General features: G+C 35.4%; 20 protein-coding genes. 14 read left to right on the top strand and 6 right to left on the bottom strand.

The window, feature by feature from the left end; translation table 11 throughout:
- Window positions 1–351: 351 nt before the first annotated feature.
- The 3 genes from IEV35_RS00995 to IEV35_RS01005 are packed head-to-tail and all read right to left on the bottom strand — an operon-like array spanning window position 352 to window position 2,704.
- The gene (locus IEV35_RS00995) at window positions 352–2,037 is read right to left on the bottom strand and encodes a b(o/a)3-type cytochrome-c oxidase subunit 1 (RefSeq protein WP_188382813.1); all 1,686 of its coding nucleotides are present in this window, start codon (window positions 2,035–2,037) and stop codon (window positions 352–354) included.
- Window positions 2,037–2,540 carry a cytochrome c oxidase subunit II gene (locus IEV35_RS01000; RefSeq protein WP_188382814.1) on the bottom strand — a complete coding sequence of 168 codons (504 nt, stop codon included), beginning with the start codon at window positions 2,538–2,540 and terminating at the stop codon, window positions 2,037–2,039. The genes IEV35_RS00995 and IEV35_RS01000 overlap by 1 nt, the downstream gene beginning before the upstream one ends.
- Window positions 2,541–2,566: 26 nt before the next feature.
- A complete protein-coding gene (locus tag IEV35_RS01005) occupies window positions 2,567–2,704 on the bottom strand; it encodes a cytochrome c oxidase subunit 2A (RefSeq protein WP_188382815.1) in 138 nt (45 codons plus the stop codon).
- A 246-nt stretch (window positions 2,705–2,950) separates the two neighbouring features.
- Between IEV35_RS01005 and IEV35_RS01010 the strand changes: the two genes are divergently transcribed.
- Together IEV35_RS01010 and IEV35_RS01015 are read left to right on the top strand one after the other, a co-directional pair.
- Window positions 2,951–4,036: a type III polyketide synthase gene (locus tag IEV35_RS01010; RefSeq protein ID WP_188382816.1), complete on the top strand. Its 1,086-nt coding sequence runs from the start codon at window positions 2,951–2,953 to the stop codon at window positions 4,034–4,036.
- Window positions 4,036–4,554: an isoprenylcysteine carboxyl methyltransferase family protein gene (locus IEV35_RS01015; protein WP_188382817.1), complete on the top strand. Its 519-nt coding sequence runs from the start codon at window positions 4,036–4,038 to the stop codon at window positions 4,552–4,554. Before IEV35_RS01010 ends, IEV35_RS01015 begins: the two co-directional genes overlap by 1 nt.
- A 67-nt stretch (window positions 4,555–4,621) precedes the next feature.
- Here IEV35_RS01015 and IEV35_RS01020 read toward each other — a convergent pair whose 3' ends face one another.
- Window positions 4,622–4,822 carry a cold-shock protein gene (locus IEV35_RS01020; RefSeq protein ID WP_188382818.1) on the bottom strand — a complete coding sequence of 67 codons (201 nt, stop codon included), beginning with the start codon at window positions 4,820–4,822 and terminating at the stop codon, window positions 4,622–4,624.
- Between the two features lie 342 nt (window positions 4,823–5,164).
- Here IEV35_RS01020 and IEV35_RS01025 point away from each other — a divergent pair, with 342 nt between their 5' ends.
- Together IEV35_RS01025 and IEV35_RS01030 are read left to right on the top strand one after the other, a co-directional pair.
- On the top strand, window positions 5,165–6,835 hold the full coding sequence (locus tag IEV35_RS01025; protein WP_188382819.1) for a formate--tetrahydrofolate ligase: 1,671 nt from the start codon (window positions 5,165–5,167) through the stop codon (window positions 6,833–6,835).
- Window positions 6,835–7,428, top strand: a complete 594-nt coding sequence (locus IEV35_RS01030; protein WP_188382820.1) for an HD domain-containing protein — start codon at window positions 6,835–6,837, stop codon at window positions 7,426–7,428. The genes IEV35_RS01025 and IEV35_RS01030 overlap by 1 nt, the downstream gene beginning before the upstream one ends.
- A 441-nt stretch (window positions 7,429–7,869) precedes the next feature.
- Here the strand turns inward: IEV35_RS01030 and IEV35_RS01035 are convergent, their stop codons facing one another.
- Entirely contained in the window at window positions 7,870–8,868 is a 999-nt protein-coding gene (locus tag IEV35_RS01035; RefSeq protein ID WP_188382821.1) for a C40 family peptidase, read from the bottom strand.
- Window positions 8,869–9,001: 133 nt separating this feature from the next.
- Here IEV35_RS01035 and IEV35_RS01040 point away from each other — a divergent pair, with 133 nt between their 5' ends.
- From IEV35_RS01040 to IEV35_RS01065, 6 genes are all read left to right on the top strand, one after another.
- Window positions 9,002–9,958 (top strand): thymidylate synthase, encoded by a 957-nt coding sequence (locus tag IEV35_RS01040; RefSeq protein ID WP_188382822.1) that lies wholly within the window; start codon window positions 9,002–9,004, stop codon window positions 9,956–9,958.
- Between the two features lie 15 nt (window positions 9,959–9,973).
- Window positions 9,974–10,462, top strand: coding sequence for a dihydrofolate reductase (locus IEV35_RS01045; RefSeq protein WP_188382823.1), 489 nt, complete (start codon window positions 9,974–9,976; stop codon window positions 10,460–10,462).
- 167 nt (window positions 10,463–10,629) lie between these two features.
- Window positions 10,630–10,815, top strand: a complete 186-nt coding sequence (gene tatA / locus IEV35_RS01050; RefSeq protein ID WP_188382824.1) for a twin-arginine translocase TatA/TatE family subunit — start codon at window positions 10,630–10,632, stop codon at window positions 10,813–10,815.
- Between the two features lie 19 nt (window positions 10,816–10,834).
- Window positions 10,835–11,047, top strand: a complete 213-nt coding sequence (gene tatA / locus IEV35_RS01055) for a twin-arginine translocase TatA/TatE family subunit (protein ID WP_188382825.1) — start codon at window positions 10,835–10,837, stop codon at window positions 11,045–11,047.
- Window positions 11,048–11,115: 68 nt separating this feature from the next.
- On the top strand, window positions 11,116–11,859 hold the full coding sequence (gene tatC, locus IEV35_RS01060) for a twin-arginine translocase subunit TatC (protein ID WP_188382826.1): 744 nt from the start codon (window positions 11,116–11,118) through the stop codon (window positions 11,857–11,859).
- Between the two features lie 23 nt (window positions 11,860–11,882).
- Entirely contained in the window at window positions 11,883–12,104 is a 222-nt protein-coding gene (locus IEV35_RS01065; protein WP_188382827.1) for a YozE family protein, read from the top strand.
- 48 nt (window positions 12,105–12,152) lie between these two features.
- Here the strand turns inward: IEV35_RS01065 and IEV35_RS01070 are convergent, their stop codons facing one another.
- The gene (locus IEV35_RS01070) at window positions 12,153–12,476 is read right to left on the bottom strand and encodes a YolD-like family protein (protein ID WP_188382828.1); all 324 of its coding nucleotides are present in this window, start codon (window positions 12,474–12,476) and stop codon (window positions 12,153–12,155) included.
- Window positions 12,477–12,742: 266 nt separating this feature from the next.
- Between IEV35_RS01070 and vrrA the strand changes: the two genes are divergently transcribed.
- The 4 genes from vrrA (at window position 12,743) to gdhA (ending at window position 16,254) form a co-directional block, all read left to right on the top strand.
- A complete protein-coding gene (gene vrrA / locus IEV35_RS01075) occupies window positions 12,743–13,183 on the top strand; it encodes a VrrA/YqfQ family protein (RefSeq protein WP_188382829.1) in 441 nt (146 codons plus the stop codon).
- 76 nt (window positions 13,184–13,259) lie between these two features.
- Window positions 13,260–14,213, top strand: a complete 954-nt coding sequence (gene msrA, locus IEV35_RS01080; protein WP_188382830.1) for a peptide-methionine (S)-S-oxide reductase MsrA — start codon at window positions 13,260–13,262, stop codon at window positions 14,211–14,213.
- 55 nt (window positions 14,214–14,268) lie between these two features.
- On the top strand, window positions 14,269–14,475 hold the full coding sequence (locus tag IEV35_RS01085; protein ID WP_188382831.1) for a DUF6501 family protein: 207 nt from the start codon (window positions 14,269–14,271) through the stop codon (window positions 14,473–14,475).
- 417 nt (window positions 14,476–14,892) lie between these two features.
- Complete coding sequence (gene gdhA / locus IEV35_RS01090) at window positions 14,893–16,254, top strand: NADP-specific glutamate dehydrogenase (RefSeq protein ID WP_188383005.1); 1,362 nt, start codon at window positions 14,893–14,895, stop codon at window positions 16,252–16,254.
- Window positions 16,255–16,515 lie beyond the last annotated feature (261 nt).

Below are 16,515 nucleotides of genomic sequence, written 5' to 3' on the forward strand. Positions count from 1 at the left end.
GACAAAACTCAATCAAAGGGATAACATAAGCACGAACACCACATCAGCCCCGGAAATATACGGAGACTCCTCGAAAAAGGAGAACGCTTTTTCTTCGTGCGATGTATCGCTGCCGAAGCATTCCTTGTCCTGTGGGAGGATAGGCATCGGTAAGACCCCGCAAGAGCTTTAGCTCTGAGGAGGCTTACCAGCCGCCCACGGCAAAGAAGACACCGCGATGGTACTTTCGAGCGGTTGTCGCACTTGTACTCGAAAGTGAAAGCGAAGTATATTTCCGGAGCGGGTGATATGCACTAAATCAATGTTTGAATTTGCCCTTGATAGAATTATTGTCTCAACTTCTAACTAATTTTATCTTCCAATAGGGAAGTCAAATGGTTTTGAACCTAGTGGAGAATGTTGTATAATATCGATTACTGGGATTGTATATGCTGCTAAAATTAATACAATAGTAATACCAATCCACATTTTCCAGTTTTCAAACCAAGCTGGAGTTGGTTCTGCATCTTCTTCTTCCTCTGCAATAGGGAATTCTTCTTCACCTTTAGGTGCAAAGAATGTAAGTTTGATAAAGATGTAAACCATTAGGATAATACCAATGAACAAGATTGTGCCACCAATTGCTTGTGCCATTTGGTAACCGATCCATTCTGTAACTTGGTCACCACCAGCATATTCTGAGTAACTAGAACGACGTGGTGCACCGAGAAGACCAGCGATATGCATTGCACCGGACATAATTGTCATACCAACCGTCCAAATAATTGCTTGAATAATACCAAGACGGTTAATTTGTGGTGTTAATTTACGTCCACGTAAATGTGGAATTAGCCAATAACTAATACCAAAGAATGTTAACATTACTGTTGTTGCCACTGTTAAGTGGAAGTGACCTGTAACCCAGATTGTATTATGAATTAAAGAGTTCATTTGGTGTGATGCGTTAATAATACCGCCAATACCACCAGGAATGAATGCTAACATACCAATAAATGGTGCAAGGAAACGAACATCTTTCCAAGGTAATTTCTTGAACCAACCGAATAATCCTTTAGCACCTTTTCTGCGACCTGTAATTTCAAATGTTGCAAATAAAGAGAAGGCAGTCATTAAGCTCGGAATAACAACCATCATTGTTAACGTAACTTGAATAAACTTCCAAGTAGGATCAATACCAGGTTCTGTTAATTGGTGGTGGAATCCTACAGGTATGGAGAAGAATAAGAACAATACAAATGACATTCTTGCTAATGAATCACTAAAGATTTTACCACCGATAATTTTTGGAATCATGACATACCATGCCATATAAGCAGGTAACAACCAGAAATACACTAATGGATGTCCAAAATACCAGAATAATGTTCTACTTAATAGTACGTTGATTGTTTCAGCATAGCCAAGTGACCATGGAATAAATTGAACAAGTACAGCAACAGCAACACCTAACGATGCAATAAACCACATTAATGTATTAATTGTAACCATGAATGCAAGTAGTGGTGATTTTTTACCTGGGTGTGCTTTTTTCCAAACAGCTAATTGATGCCAGTTTACAAAGCCGACAATCCAGCTACCAACAATTACTAATGCAAGTCCGATATAGAATACAGGATGAGCACGTAATGGTGCATAGAATGTATAAAGTACACTTGCTTCACCAAGTAGAATAGTAGTAGCAGCCATAGCCGTACCAAAGAACATCATCCAGAAACCAATCCATGCTACTCGTAGTTGTTGTTCTGAGATACCAACCGTTTTACCCATTGCTGCTAAATGGAAACCAACAATAAAGAAAGTAGTAAGTACAAGTCCAAGAATAACACCGTGAACTGTTAATACTTGATAATAATCAATTCCAAATGGTAGGGTGAATTTTCCCGAGCGTACTAGAGTTTGGAGTAATCCCATTAATCCACCAATTAATAATGATATAAATGCTACTGAAATAAATGACATATAAAGTCTTGATTCAGGCTTCGAAATAGGTAATGATTGTGTTACTTTCGTAGGATCTAATTTTTTTGCTAATGCCATTATTCATACACCTCCACAGTTGCATACATTAAGTGATGCCCAAGACCACAGTATTCGTTACATACGACGGTGTATGTACCAGGTTTATCCATTACCGTTTCAAGGCTACTTACATAGCCAGGTTCAACCATCATATTAACGTTTGTTCCTGCTACATGAAATCCGTGTACAACGTCTTTTGTAGCAACTTGGAATAACACTGTTGATCCTTTAGGGATTCTAATATGATTAACTGTTTTTCCTTCTTCATCTTTACCAAAGTCATAGAAGAAAGCACTAGCAGCAATGTTAACAATATACTTATCATCGCTTACTTTTGTTAATCCTAAATTTTCTGGTTTGAATGCTTCATTTGATTCAATGTTATTCGGATCAATGGTAACTCCATGACTTTGTGGATGAGTACCTTGCCAGAAAGCTCCATATCCTAGTACAACTAGGAATACGATTAAGGAACCAATCCCAAAAATTAACCAAATTTTTTCATACTTATGCAGATGCATAATCATACACACTCCTTTTGACTAGTTTACCTTGATAGAAATAATGCGAAAGCACCAATCCAACTTACTACAATCAAAATTCCTAAAATCATGACCGAAACAAAAGTACCTTTTAGATCGGGCTTCTCTTTCTCAGATGCATTGTTTTTTTGTAAATTTTGCATTCGAGATTTCCTCCCTTTTTCATTTGTAATTGTTATTGCACTTTCATCATACACAACTTTCCAGTGAAAAAAATACCAAAATTCAAACGTTCAATTTTTGTTCAATTGTCGCTTAGAACCATTGATACGCCTGAATTTTAGGCAAAAAGGCCTAAAATAATTGTGGCAGAAATATGTAAAAATAAGTAATAAATTTTGAAAACAGCCACAAACTAACCTTATTAACGACATTGAAAAGGTGAGATTATGGCGATTGTATGTTCTGTTGGTCAGGGGATATTAGAATACGAACTTACACAAGATAGAGTAAAAGATTTAGTAAAAGATTTATTTCACTATAATGAGAGAGAAGTAAAACGTTTATTGCCTGTTTTTGATCATGCTGCAATTCATAAAAGGCAATTTGTTGTCCCTGAACAGTGGTTTCTAAAAGACCATAGCTTTGAAGATAGAAACCACCTTTTCCAACAACATGCCATCACTTATTCGCTACAAGCAATGGACAATTGCATCAACTCTTCACCATTACAAGACCATATTTCGTATGAAGATATCGATTTGCTTGTCTTTGTAACTAGTACTGGTATTTCAACTCCATCTATTGATGCGTATCTAATGAATGAAAGACCTTTTCGACGAGATGTCGAGAGAATGCCGCTTTGGGGTCTTGGTTGTGCAGGGGGAGCGATTGGCTTATCAAGAGTATATAACTGGTTAAAAGCTAATCCTGAAAAGAATGCCCTTATTGTGAATTGTGAATTTTGTAGCTTAACTTTCCAAAAAACGGACCAAACAAAGAGTAATCTAATTGGAACAGCATTATTTGGTGATGGAGTAAGTGCAGTCTTACTGCTTGGAGAGCAATCACCGTTCAGAAAATCATTAACGAGACCTTCACCTTTTATTAAAAGTTATAGTTCTTACACTGAAAAAGAGAGTACCGATGTCATGGGCTGGAAGGTTATTAATACTGGGTTTGAAGTTATTTTTTCAAAAAGTATTCCTGTTCTAGTTCATAAGATTTGGAAAAAGCATATGGAGGAATTTTTACATCAAGTTAACTTAACTTCGGACAAGTTAAGTGCTTTTATTGCTCATCCTGGTGGAAAAAAAGTACTTGAAGCAATGATGGAAGCATTACATATACAAGCTAGTAAGATTCGTTATTCCAAAGAAGTATTAAAAGAACATGGAAATATGTCTTCTGTTACGGTTCAATATGTTTTAGGAAAATGGCTTGAAGAAAAGATGAACATAGGGGATAAGGGAGTACTAACCGCACTTGGTCCAGGATTTAGTTCAGAAATATTATTGTTGGAGTGGGATAGATAATGGAATTATGGATGTGGCTATTAATTCTTTTTATTATTGGTCAACGGTTGGTAGAGCTTGTCATCGCCAAAAATAATGAAAAGTGGATGAAGGCAAGAGGTGGGGTAGAGAAAGGTGCAACCCATTATAAATGGTTTATTTACCTTCACACATTATTTTTTATTAGTATTTTGTTAGAAACGATGATGAAATTAGGGCAACAAGAAGTTGTTTTTCACTACTTTTATTTTTGCGTTTTCTTTCTTGCCCAACTTGCCAGGTTTTGGTGTATTTATTCATTAGGCAGATTTTGGAATACAAAAATTATCGTATTACCAAGAGTTGCACTCATTAAAAAAGGGCCGTACAAATATGTAAAACACCCAAATTATATTATTGTTGCTGTGGAATTATTTGTTATTCCGATGTTATTTGGGGCTTATGTCACTGCAGTTATTTTTCCTATTCTTCATATTATGTTGCTACGAATTCGAATTCCTGCAGAAGAAAAGGCGCTGGCAACTGTTCAGAAGGTTTAACTTATCACATTACACCCAAAAAAGGAGGCTGATTATATTCAGCCTCCTTATCATTTATTATTTAGGTTTATTTTTTTTCTACGTTAGCAGCTTGTGGACCACGTTCACCTTCGACAATTTCGAATGTCACTTCTTGGCCTTCTTCTAATGATTTGAAACCTTCACCTTGAATTGCTGAATAGTGAACGAATACATCATTTCCACCTTCAACAGAAATGAACCCATAACCTTTTTCTGCGTTAAACCATTTTACTACACCGTTTTCCATGTAACTTAATCCTCCTAAAAACTTTCACGTAATACGTGTTAATACAAAGTCGAAGCATGAGTATCAAAAAAGGCAGCTAGGATAGAAAGATTGGATCATTGAACCCACTTCTTTCATATCGAAGCTACCATTTTTTAATGATCCATAAATCTTCTTTGCTTGTGTCAACTATAGCTTACTTTGATTAGTCAGTCAAGTTCAATTAACTGAAAAATGCAGAATCATCTAAGCACTCTGTTATTTGACTGATAATCATTGTATAATCTTATTGTATTAACTTTTTCTGATTTTATGTATGATATAGTATGGTTTAACTATTTTTTTATGAAGGGATGATGACGATTGAAAACAGATATTGAAATAGCACAAGAAGCAACATTGAAGCCTATTGCACATATAGCCCAATCATTAAACTTAACAACTGATGACTGGGAGCCTTATGGTCATACAAAAGCAAAACTATCCGATAAATTATTAACAAAATACGAAAATAAACCAGATGGTAAAGTGATATTAGTTACCGCTATTAGTCCTACACCAGCTGGAGAGGGAAAATCAACGGTAACAGTTGGATTAGGACAAGCATTAAATAAAATTGGTAAAAAAGCTATCATTGCACTACGAGAACCTTCCTTAGGTCCAGTAATGGGTATTAAAGGTGGTGCAGCTGGTGGAGGTTACTCACAAGTATTACCAATGGAAGAAATAAACCTTCACTTCACAGGAGATTTACACGCGATTACTAGTGCAAATAATGTCCTTGCTGCCATGATCGATAATCATATCCATCAAGGCAACAAACTTCAAATCGACCCTCGTCGGATTGAATTTAAACGAGTAATGGATGTGAATGACCGTGCTTTACGTGAAATTGTAGTCGGACTTGGTGGACCATTAAAAGGAATCCCTAGACAAGATGGATTCAACATAACAGTCGCATCAGAGATAATGGCAATCCTATGCCTTGCTAATGATTTAGAGGATCTAAAGAAACGAATTTCTAATATTGTAATCGGATATACATACAACGAAGAGCCAGTTTATGTTCGTGATTTAGAAGTGGAGGGGGCATTAACCCTTTTATTAAAAGATGCCATTAAACCAAATCTCGTCCAAACGATTGAAAATACACCCGCAATTATTCACGGTGGCCCTTTTGCAAATATTGCCCACGGTTGTAATAGTATTATTGCAACAAAAACAGCAGCTAAACTAGGAGATTATGTCGTTACGGAAGCAGGATTTGGGGCAGACTTAGGAGCAGAAAAATTCCTGGATATTAAAACAAGAGCAGGCGATTTTGAGCCTGATGCGGTTGTTATTGTGGCTACAATACGAGCATTAAAAATGAATGGCGGCATTTCTAAAGAACAATTAACGGAAGAAAATATTGATGCTCTAAAGGCTGGAATGGAAAATCTCCAAAAACACGTAGAGACCATCCAACACTTTGGATTACCATTTGTTGTGGCCATTAACAAATTTCCGACGGATACAAAGAATGAGGTAGAATATTTGAAAGCTTGGTGTGATGAGAACAACTACCAAGTAGCATTGACGGATGTTTGGGCTAAAGGTGGAGAAGGCGGAGTCGAATTAGCGGAGAAAATCGTTCAGACAATTGATACGAGTGAGAAGAACTTTAAACATGTCTATGAATTAGAAGATTCCTTAGAAACGAAAATTGAAAAAATCGTTCATAATGTATACGGAGGAAAGGGAGTCGAATTCTCTACTCAAGCAAAAAAGCAGCTAGAATTCTATAAGCAACAAGGTTGGGATCAGTTACCAGTTTGTATGGCTAAGACGCAATACTCGTTATCAGATAACCCAACCCTTCTAGGTCGTCCTAGAGATTTTACAATTACCATTCGTGAATTTCGTCCTTCCATAGGTGCAGGATTCATCGTCGCCTTAACCGGAGACATTATGACCATGCCTGGGCTTCCAAAGAAACCAGCCGCTTTAAATATGGATGTAACAGACGATGGGAAGATTGTAGGTTTATTCTAATGAACAAACCAGAACAATTATTAGCAATCCAAGCGTATTGTCAGGAAATCTTCGGAAAAGATGCCACTGGTCATGACTTCTTTCATTTGAAGCGTGTTGCACATATAGCTGGGAAGATTGCTCTTCACGAAGGAGCAGATGAATTTATTTGTACAGCAGGCGCTTGGCTTCATGACGTAGGGGACCATAAGTTATTTTCTGATCCAGCTCAAGCTTTAGTAAAAATGAATAATTTTCTAAAAGAAATTCACTTAACTACCGAACAAATTACGAACATCCGGTTAGCTATTGAAAATATATCCTTTAGTAAAGGTAAAGTTCCTACTACACTTGAAGGTAAAATTATTCAAGATGCTGATCGAATTGATGCGATTGGAGCAATTGGAATAGCAAGAACGTTTGCGTATGGTGGAGCAAAGGGACAATTAATTTATCATGATGAGCAGAAAGAAGGAACATCTGTTCAACATTTTTACGATAAAATATTAACCTTAAAAGATACATTACACACAGAATCCGCAAAGAGATTAGCTGAGAAAAGGCATCAATTTGTCAAAGTGTATTTGGAACAGTTTTTTGAAGAATGGGGTTAACATAGAGAAAGCAAGTGGTGCAGTGCATGCATCTCTTGCTTTTTTTAATTATTAATTACTATTAATGCTTTTTAAGAACTAATATATTACCTTTTATGCTGTAATAGCAGTGAAAGGTAACATAGAACGCTTATATGCGCCCGTGTTTTCTTATAGCATCCTGAAAGGGTACATAGACCGCTTCTATATGACCAAATTAGCTCGTCTCTCCTTAGAAGGTCACATATACCGCTTCTATAAGCCCGAACTTGCTTATGTCAGCTTGAAAGGGCACATAGACCATTTCTATATAACCAAACACATTCGCAACAGCACTAAAAGGTCACATAGAACACTTCTATGTGACCGAACTAATGAGATATTTGGTAAAAGGAATTATAACATTAGCTAAATCATTGTATATTGACAAGCGGCATAGATTAATCATTACCATTTACCAAATCAATTACCACCAATCCGCTTTGCACCTAAATAACGATTTTGCCAATAAGCTTCACTCATATCACTTACTTCCACACCATTATTTCCTGCATGTATAAACTGACCATTTCCTAAATAAATACCTGCATGAGATGGTCCTGGTTTGTATGTCGTATAAAAGACGATATCCCCTACAGAAAGCGAATCTACTGGTGCTCCAAAGTTCCATAAATCACCGACTGTTCTTGGTACGGTTATACCATTCACATTATAAACATATTGTAAGAAACCACTACAATCAAATCCACTAGGGCTAGTTCCCCCCCACACGTATGGAGTTCCTACATGTGCATATGCAGTTTGAATAATATTGGAGTAATTGGCATCTACTTTCACATTTTTTACATTGGATGGTTTCGATTGCACATTTGTTTGGGAAACTTGCTCTTTTTCCGTGTTGTACATCGTATATAACGACTGTCTCGGTGCTTCATCTAGAAAATCAATATCATGTTGTTCTTCCGCTATTTCCACAGCTTTTTTAGTCATTGGTCCATACATTCCATCTATTTCTCCGTCATAATAACCAAAGTATTGAAGGGATTCTTGAACAATCTTTACTTCCTCACTTTGAAGGCCTGGGTATACTGTGTCTGATAGATTTTCAAGCCTTTTAATATGGCGATCAATATCTATTTCTATAAGTGCAATAATTGTTTCTTTATCTGCTTGACCAGTAATGGTGATATTATGGTCTCGTTGAAATTTTTTTATCGCATGTTCTGTTAAAACACCTAATTCTCCGTCAATTTCATCTTCATAATAGGACAATTCATTTAATTTATATTGAAGGATCCGTACTGATTCACCATGTGCACCATATTCTAGTTCATCCGCTTCTAGTAATGTTTTATTTTCCATTACAGGATATGCTCCAGCATATATAGCAAAAGGTTGACTTAATACGAAACTAAATAGTAGAGAATTTTTTGCTATACTTTCAACCGTACCATTTAACATGCACATCTACCCCTCTTTTGTTTTACTCTTGTTAACTAGATTACTTCTAAAAATTAGTATTTATGAATTACGATTATGTTACAAGAATATGTTACAATGATTAAAAACAAGTGTAGAATTGGGGGAAAACATGATGGTAACAGGAGAACAAGCATACTTAAATTTATGTCAAACAATCCTAACTAATGGTATAAAAAAAGAAGACCGAACAAATACAGGTACTTATTCTATTTTTGGTCATCAAATGCGTTTTAATTTACAAGAGGGATTTCCTTTATTAACAACAAAACGAGTTCCTTTCCGTTTAATTGTTAGTGAACTTTTATGGTTTATTAAAGGAGATACAAATATCCGTTACTTATTAGAAAATAATAATAATATTTGGAATGAATGGGCATTTAAAAAGTGGGTAGAAAGTGATGAATATGAAGGCCCAGATATGACAGATTTTGGAAATCGCAGTCAAATTGATGAAGAATTTAATAAGCAATACGAAGAACAATTAGAATTATTTAAGAAAAAAATTGTAGAAGATGCGGACTTTGCAAAGAAATATGGTGATCTTGGTTCTGTGTATGGAAAGCAATGGCGAGCATGGAAGACTTCGCAAAATGAAACGATAGACCAGTTAAAAGAAGTGATAGAGTCTATTCGAACAAATCCAAATTCTCGTAGACATATTGTATCTGCTTGGAACCCGGAAGATGTACCAAATATGGCATTACCACCATGTCACACATTATTTCAATTTTATGTAGCAGATGGAAAACTATCCTGCCAATTATATCAACGTAGTGCAGATGTATTTCTTGGTGTACCATTTAATATTGCTAGCTACGCATTACTGACTCATTTGATCGCACATGAGACAGGCCTTGAAGTAGGAGAATTTGTTCATACGTTAGGGGATGCTCATATTTATTCTAATCATGTGGAACAAGTAAACATTCAATTAGGAAGAGAAATAAGAAAGAGTCCTAAACTTCTTCTAAATGAAGAAAAACAGTCTATCTTTGATTTTGAAGTTAGCGATTTTGAATTGGTTGATTATGAGCCACATCCATCGATTAAAGCTCCTATCGCTGTTTAAGGGGGGGTGGTAAACATGATATCTTTATTATTCGCAATGGATCGTAATCAAGTAATAGGTGCCAATAACGACCTACCGTGGCATCTTCCAAATGATTTAAAATTCTTTAAAGAAAAAACGACAGGAAATACGATTATTATGGGGAGAAAAACATTTGATTCGATTGGTAGAGCATTACCAAATCGAAGGAATGTTGTATTAAGTAGACAAGAAGTGGAGCTTCCTGAAGGGGTTGAGTTAATCCGGGATATTAAAACTATTCTAGATTGGAACGAACAAAATCCCAAAGAAGAGTATTTTGTTATCGGCGGTGGAGAATTATTCACTCAAATTCTTCCTTATGCCGATCGAATGTATATTACACTCATTGATGAAGAATTTACTGGAGATATTTATTTTCCACCGTTTGAAATGGCTGAATGGAGAGAAACATCAAAAGTAAAAGGGGAGAAGAATGAAAATAACCCTTATGATTATTACTTTATCCAGTACGATCGAATGTAGTGAATCGCTTGATAGTTGTATTATCTAGTATTAACTGCTAAAATAAAGATGGTTATTTTGTAGCCATCTTTATTTTTATGAACTTTTTGTGATAGTTTAGGTGAGTACATAGGATTTCATCTATTTTTAAACTATAATAATATTATTAGACAAAAGAAGGTGTACATATGCCAAATATTGGAATTGGTGGATTAATACTAATCCTTATTATTGCTTTAATTGTGTTTGGTCCGAAGAAACTGCCTGAAATCGGAAAAGCAGCTGGTCAAACATTACGTGAATTCAAGAAATCAACTAAAGGGTTAACTGACGATGATGACTTGAATGATACAAAAGGAAACGAAACGAAATAATCTTTTGGAGTGAACGACTATGGGTAATATTGGTGCTGGAGGGTTAATTTTAATTCTCATTGTTGCATTACTAGTTTTTGGACCTTCCAAAATGCCAGAAATAGGACGGGCATTTGGTAACACATTACGTGAATTTCGTAATGCTGCAAAAGATATCGTTTCAGAAGACAACGAGGACAACAGTCCAGAAAAAAATGTTCGTGAAATAAAACCGATGATAAAAAATGATTAGGAAAGGTGTAAGGTTCTTAACCTTGCATCTTCTTTGTTTTAAGGGAATAAATACTTGGGGTGTAACGTATGGCACGTAAGAATAAAGAGAAAGATATGCATTTTACCGACCATTTGTCGGAACTGCGAAATCGGTTAATAGTTACCGCGATCTTCTTTATCGCATGTTTTATTGCAAGCTATGTATATGTAAAAGATATTTATCGCTTTTTTGAAAGCCATATCGATTTTCAATTAGCTATTATAGGAATTGCTGATGTATTTTGGGTCTATTTCACGATTGCAGGTGTTGTAGCTCTTGCAGCAACATTACCAGTTCTCGCATTACAGATTTGGTTATTTATTAAACCAGGCCTAACTCCACGAGAAAAAAGAGCATCACTTTCTTACATACCAGCGATTTTCCTGTTATTTATAGCAGGACTAGTTGCTGGATATATTATGTTTATCCATCTAATCCTTCCATTCTTATTATCGTTAAATGATGGAACATTTATTGAGATGTTTACAGTTGATCGCTACTTTAATTTCTTATTCCGTATAACATTGCCATTTGCAATCATTTTTGAAATACCTATTATTTCTATGTTCTTAACGAGTGTTGGTATTTTATCACCTAGCTTTATGCGGAGGACAAGAAAATACGCATATTTTATATTAGTAGTTGTTGCAACAATGGTGACACCGCCAGACTTTTTCTTACCAATTATCGTATCAATTCCTTTCTTCCTATTGTATGAAGTCAGCGTTTATCTTTCTGCAATGGTTTATCGGAAAAAGGAAAGAAAGCATAAAGAATTTATGGAAGGTTAAATCTATAGGTTGAGGTGGACGTAATGCGTTCTTTTTATCATTTTATGATGACGTATCGTGGAAAAAAGAAAGCTGATGATGAAAGTAAATTAGCCGACTGGATGTTTAGTGATCATAATTTCCCAAAACACTCCGATAACTATCAAGAAATTAGTGATTATTTGGAATGGAATAGTCCATTTCCGAATGCATTATCGGTTTATGATGCTTTATGGGATGTGTACGTCATAAAAGAAAAAGAATAGTTAATAAAAAGTAGAGGCTTCTTTTCTTTAGAAAAGGAGCCTCTACTATTAATTTACACTACAAATATCATAAAAATTAATAGCTATTAAATCTCCACCTGGTTTTTTAATGAAGACTTTGCTATTATGTTGTTCTAACTTTTTTATAATTCCTTTTGCTTCTACTAGTTGAGCATGTTTGTAATAGGTAATTTGAATAGGCTGTTTATGCTGGTATGCCTCCATTAGGCGACTATTTATTAATTCCAATTCTTGCTCATCTAATAATGGTTTCTTTACTTTAGTATCTTCGGTCCAAATTGATTTCAATAGTTCAACATGCTCCGGAAGCATTAATGATGTCCATTTAATGGAACCTCTGTCTTGTACCATATCTTTCTCACCTCATATACATTATATACGAACATACGTTTGTTATTCAAGAGATTACGAATGACAAAATAAGGTGGATTCCAAACCAAAAACTGTCTCATTTCGTCATATTTCGAACAATTGAGCAAGAAAGATGTTGTATCTTGCGGTTACCTGGGAAATAACAATAAAATCATTTCTTTATGTTGTTCGTTCGCCTACACTTTTCTATGGGGAATACGTACAATAAACTAGAACTAATCAATAATGAAATGAGGGATTGTTCGATGCTATTCCCACAAGAAAGACGTTATAGAAACCAAATGCCAAGAAATGATTTTATGTTTCCAAATAGAGCAAATAGACAAATGCCACAAAGGAATAATCATATAACCGGAATGTTACAACAGTTTATGGGGCAACATCAAAACATGGGACAAATGGCTTCAAGAGGAGTTGAAGGTTTGTCAAAAACATTAAATGGCGTGCAACAAGTTCTTCGCGTAGTCGATACAGCAGCACCAATAGTAAAACAATATGGTCCTCTTGTAAGAAATTTACCTGCTATGTATCGATTGATGAAAGCATTTAAAAGTATGGAGACTACTGAAGAAGAAAGCACGAGTTTAGAGAGCTTAGAATCGCTAACTAGTAGTACAGAATCTGAGGAAGAAATCCTTATTGATAGAACAAAAGACGGGCAATCTAGACCGAAATTATTTATATAAAAAATGCACCAGACTTGATTTTTCTCTGCAAAAGATAAAAAATGGATGATAGTAGGAATTGATGGAGGTAATAAACATGACAAAAACTTTTGAAAAAGCAACGTTTGCTGGTGGTTGCTTTTGGTGCATGGTCGAACCTTTTGATACTCGTCCAGGGGTCGAAAGTGTAATTTCTGGTTATACGGGTGGACATGTTGAAAACCCAACCTATGAACAAGTATGCTCAAATACAACAGGACATGTAGAAGCAGTGCAGATTACGTTTGACCCAGACATTATGCCTTATGAACAGTTGCTCGAAACATTTTGGCAACAAATCGATCCAACTGATCCAGGTGGACAATTTAATGATCGAGGCGAATCGTATGAAACAGCAATATTTTACCATAATGAAGAGCAAAAACTACTTGCAGAGAAATCCAAGCAAGCATTACAAGATAGCGGAAAATTTAACAAGCCAATCGTAACCAAAATCCTCCCTGCGAAGCCTTTTTATGAAGCGGAAGAAAAACACCAAGACTATTATAAAAAACAGTCATTCCACTATCGCTTATATAAAAAAGGCTCAGGAAGGGAGGACTTTATTAAAAACAACTGGAAACTCGATAAATCTGATTTAAAGCAAAAACTAACACCACTACAGTATCAGGTTACCCAAGAAAGCGGCACAGAACCTCCTTTTCAGAATGAATATTGGGATAATGAAGAAGATGGTATATATGTTGATATTGTTTCAGGTAAACCGTTATTTGCTTCCCTAGATCAATATGATGCTGGTTGTGGTTGGCCAAGTTTTACAAAGCCAATTGACGCATATGAAATCGTTGAAGAACTCGATACAACACACGGTATGATCCGGACAGAAATCCGTAGTAGAACGGCAGATTCTCATTTAGGACATGTCTTTGAAGATGGACCGAAAGATCGTGGTGGACTCCGTTATTGTATGAATTCTGCCGCCATGCGCTTCATTCCAAAGGAAAAAATGGAAGAAGAAGGGTATGGACATTTATTAAAATTATTTAATTAATAACATTCTTATTTACCATAATGTTATTATGTAAACTAAGGGGGATATACTAAAAATGATGCATTTAAAATGGGAAAACAATCCAACAATTAAACAAATCAAATGTGTACATGCTAATGCGAAAAAGTTTGTCGTAGATAACAAACTTACACCAGGTAAAGTGTACGATGTAAAAAATGAAACAGATGAATTTTATTTTATTTTCGATGACAGTAATCGAATTGCTGGATTTAGAAAAGATTATTTTGAAGAGGTTAAATAACTGATCTTATATTTTCAAAGAAACAAATAAGCACCAAACTAGCCCTGGAATTATACATAGCCTCCTTGAAATAGGGAATGCTTTTTCTTCGTACGATGCATTACTATCTAAGGGTTCTATCCTATGGAAGAAAAGGCATCGGTAAGACTCCCTCGATGCACCTAGCGCAGTTTATATTTCCAGGGCTAGTATGGTCATTCTACGTATTTTCATCTTCTTCTATATAACTTAACACGTCTGCATATACCAAAAACATTATTTAATTTGTCGTAATATTGTGGTACAATTTTACTTATGACTACATACGAACAAATACAAGCCTTCTAAACTTTCTTCAAATATATATTTCTACAACGCTATTCTAAAGAATTCAATTGATATAAGTACGATATATAGGAGTTGATAACTTTGCATGTTATGAATCTTGAAACAGAAAATGTTAAAAATTATGTCGATCATCTATATGAAATGGTTAAATTAAGAAACCCTAGTGAAACAGAATTTCACCAAGCTGTTAAAGAGGTTTTCCATTCTTTAATACCAGTGCTTGTGAAAGACCCTACATATATTAAACAAAAAGTACTTGATCGAATTGTTGAACCTGAACGTTTTATTACATTTCGAGTACCATGGGTGGACGATGAGGGAGAGATCCAAGTCAATCGCGGCTTTCGTGTTCAATTTAATAGTGCTGTAGGTCCTTATAAAGGTGGAATACGATTCCATCCATCCGTTAATCCAAGTATTATAAAGTTTTTAGGTTTTGAACAAATTTTTAAAAATGCATTGACTGGACAATTCATTGGTGGCGCAAAAGGCGGAGCTGACTTTGACCCAAAAGGGAAATCAGACATGGAAATTATGCGATTTTGTCAAAGTTTCATGACCGAATTAGTGAATCATATTGGCCCAGACGTAGACGTTCCTGCAGGGGATATTGGTGTAGGTGCAAAAGAAATTGGATATTTATTTGGACAATACAAGCGTTTAAGAGGTGCATATGAAGCTGGTGTACTAACAGGAAAATCAATAGATTCTGGTGGGAGCTTAGGGAGAAAAGAAGCTACAGGATATGGAACAGTTTATTTTGTAGAAGAAATGCTTAATGAAAAAGACCTGAGCTTTAAAGGTAGTACGGTTATTGTTTCGGGTTCTGGAAATGTTTCTATTTATGCAATGGAAAAAGCGATAGAACTTGGGGCAACTATTGTTGCATGTAGTGATTCTGGTGGCTATATTTATGATCCAAATGGTATTAATTTAGACACAGTAAAATATATAAAAGAAGTTCAGAAAAAACGAATAAAAGAATACGTTCGTTCCCATCCAGAAGCACGTTATTACGAAGGATATAAAGGCATCTGGACAATCCCTTGTGATATAGCATTACCATGTGCAACGCAAAATGAACTTGATTTAGAATCGAGTAAAAAGTTAATTGCAAACGGGGTCAAAGCAGTTGGAGAGGGAGCCAATATGCCATCGACTCTAGATGCCATTGATGAATTTATTAATCATGGTGTATTATTTGCCCCGGCTAAAGCAGCTAATGCAGGAGGTGTTGCTGTATCCTCATTAGAAATGGCACAAAATAGTGCTCGCGTATTTTGGACAGCAGAAGAAGTGGATGCTAAGCTAAGAGTAATTATGAGAAATATTTACAAAAATAGTATGGAAGCTTCAAGCGAATATGGCTATCCAGGTAATCTAGTTGTTGGAGCCAATATTGTCGGCTTTCTAAGAGTAGCTGACGCTATGATTGGTCAAGGCGTCGTTTAATATTACAGTGAGGACACTAAAATAGAAGATAAAAATAGTGCTCAGTCATTCTTATATGATTGAGCACTATTTTTTTAGCTTCATAATAATTTTTGAAGCAAAAAAGTATTAGAGCTAAAGAAATAATTTACTTTACTATTATCATTTAGAATTATGACAAAATTATAGACAATAGTTCTAAAGTATATATTAATCGTTTATGCAAGCATATAATTGAAGTAGAACTACTAATCCATTATTAAAACGTTAGAAATAAGTTTA

This window comes from Ornithinibacillus halotolerans (assembly GCF_014637405.1).
In the GTDB taxonomy this organism is placed as follows: domain Bacteria; phylum Bacillota; class Bacilli; order Bacillales; family Amphibacillaceae; genus Ornithinibacillus; species Ornithinibacillus halotolerans.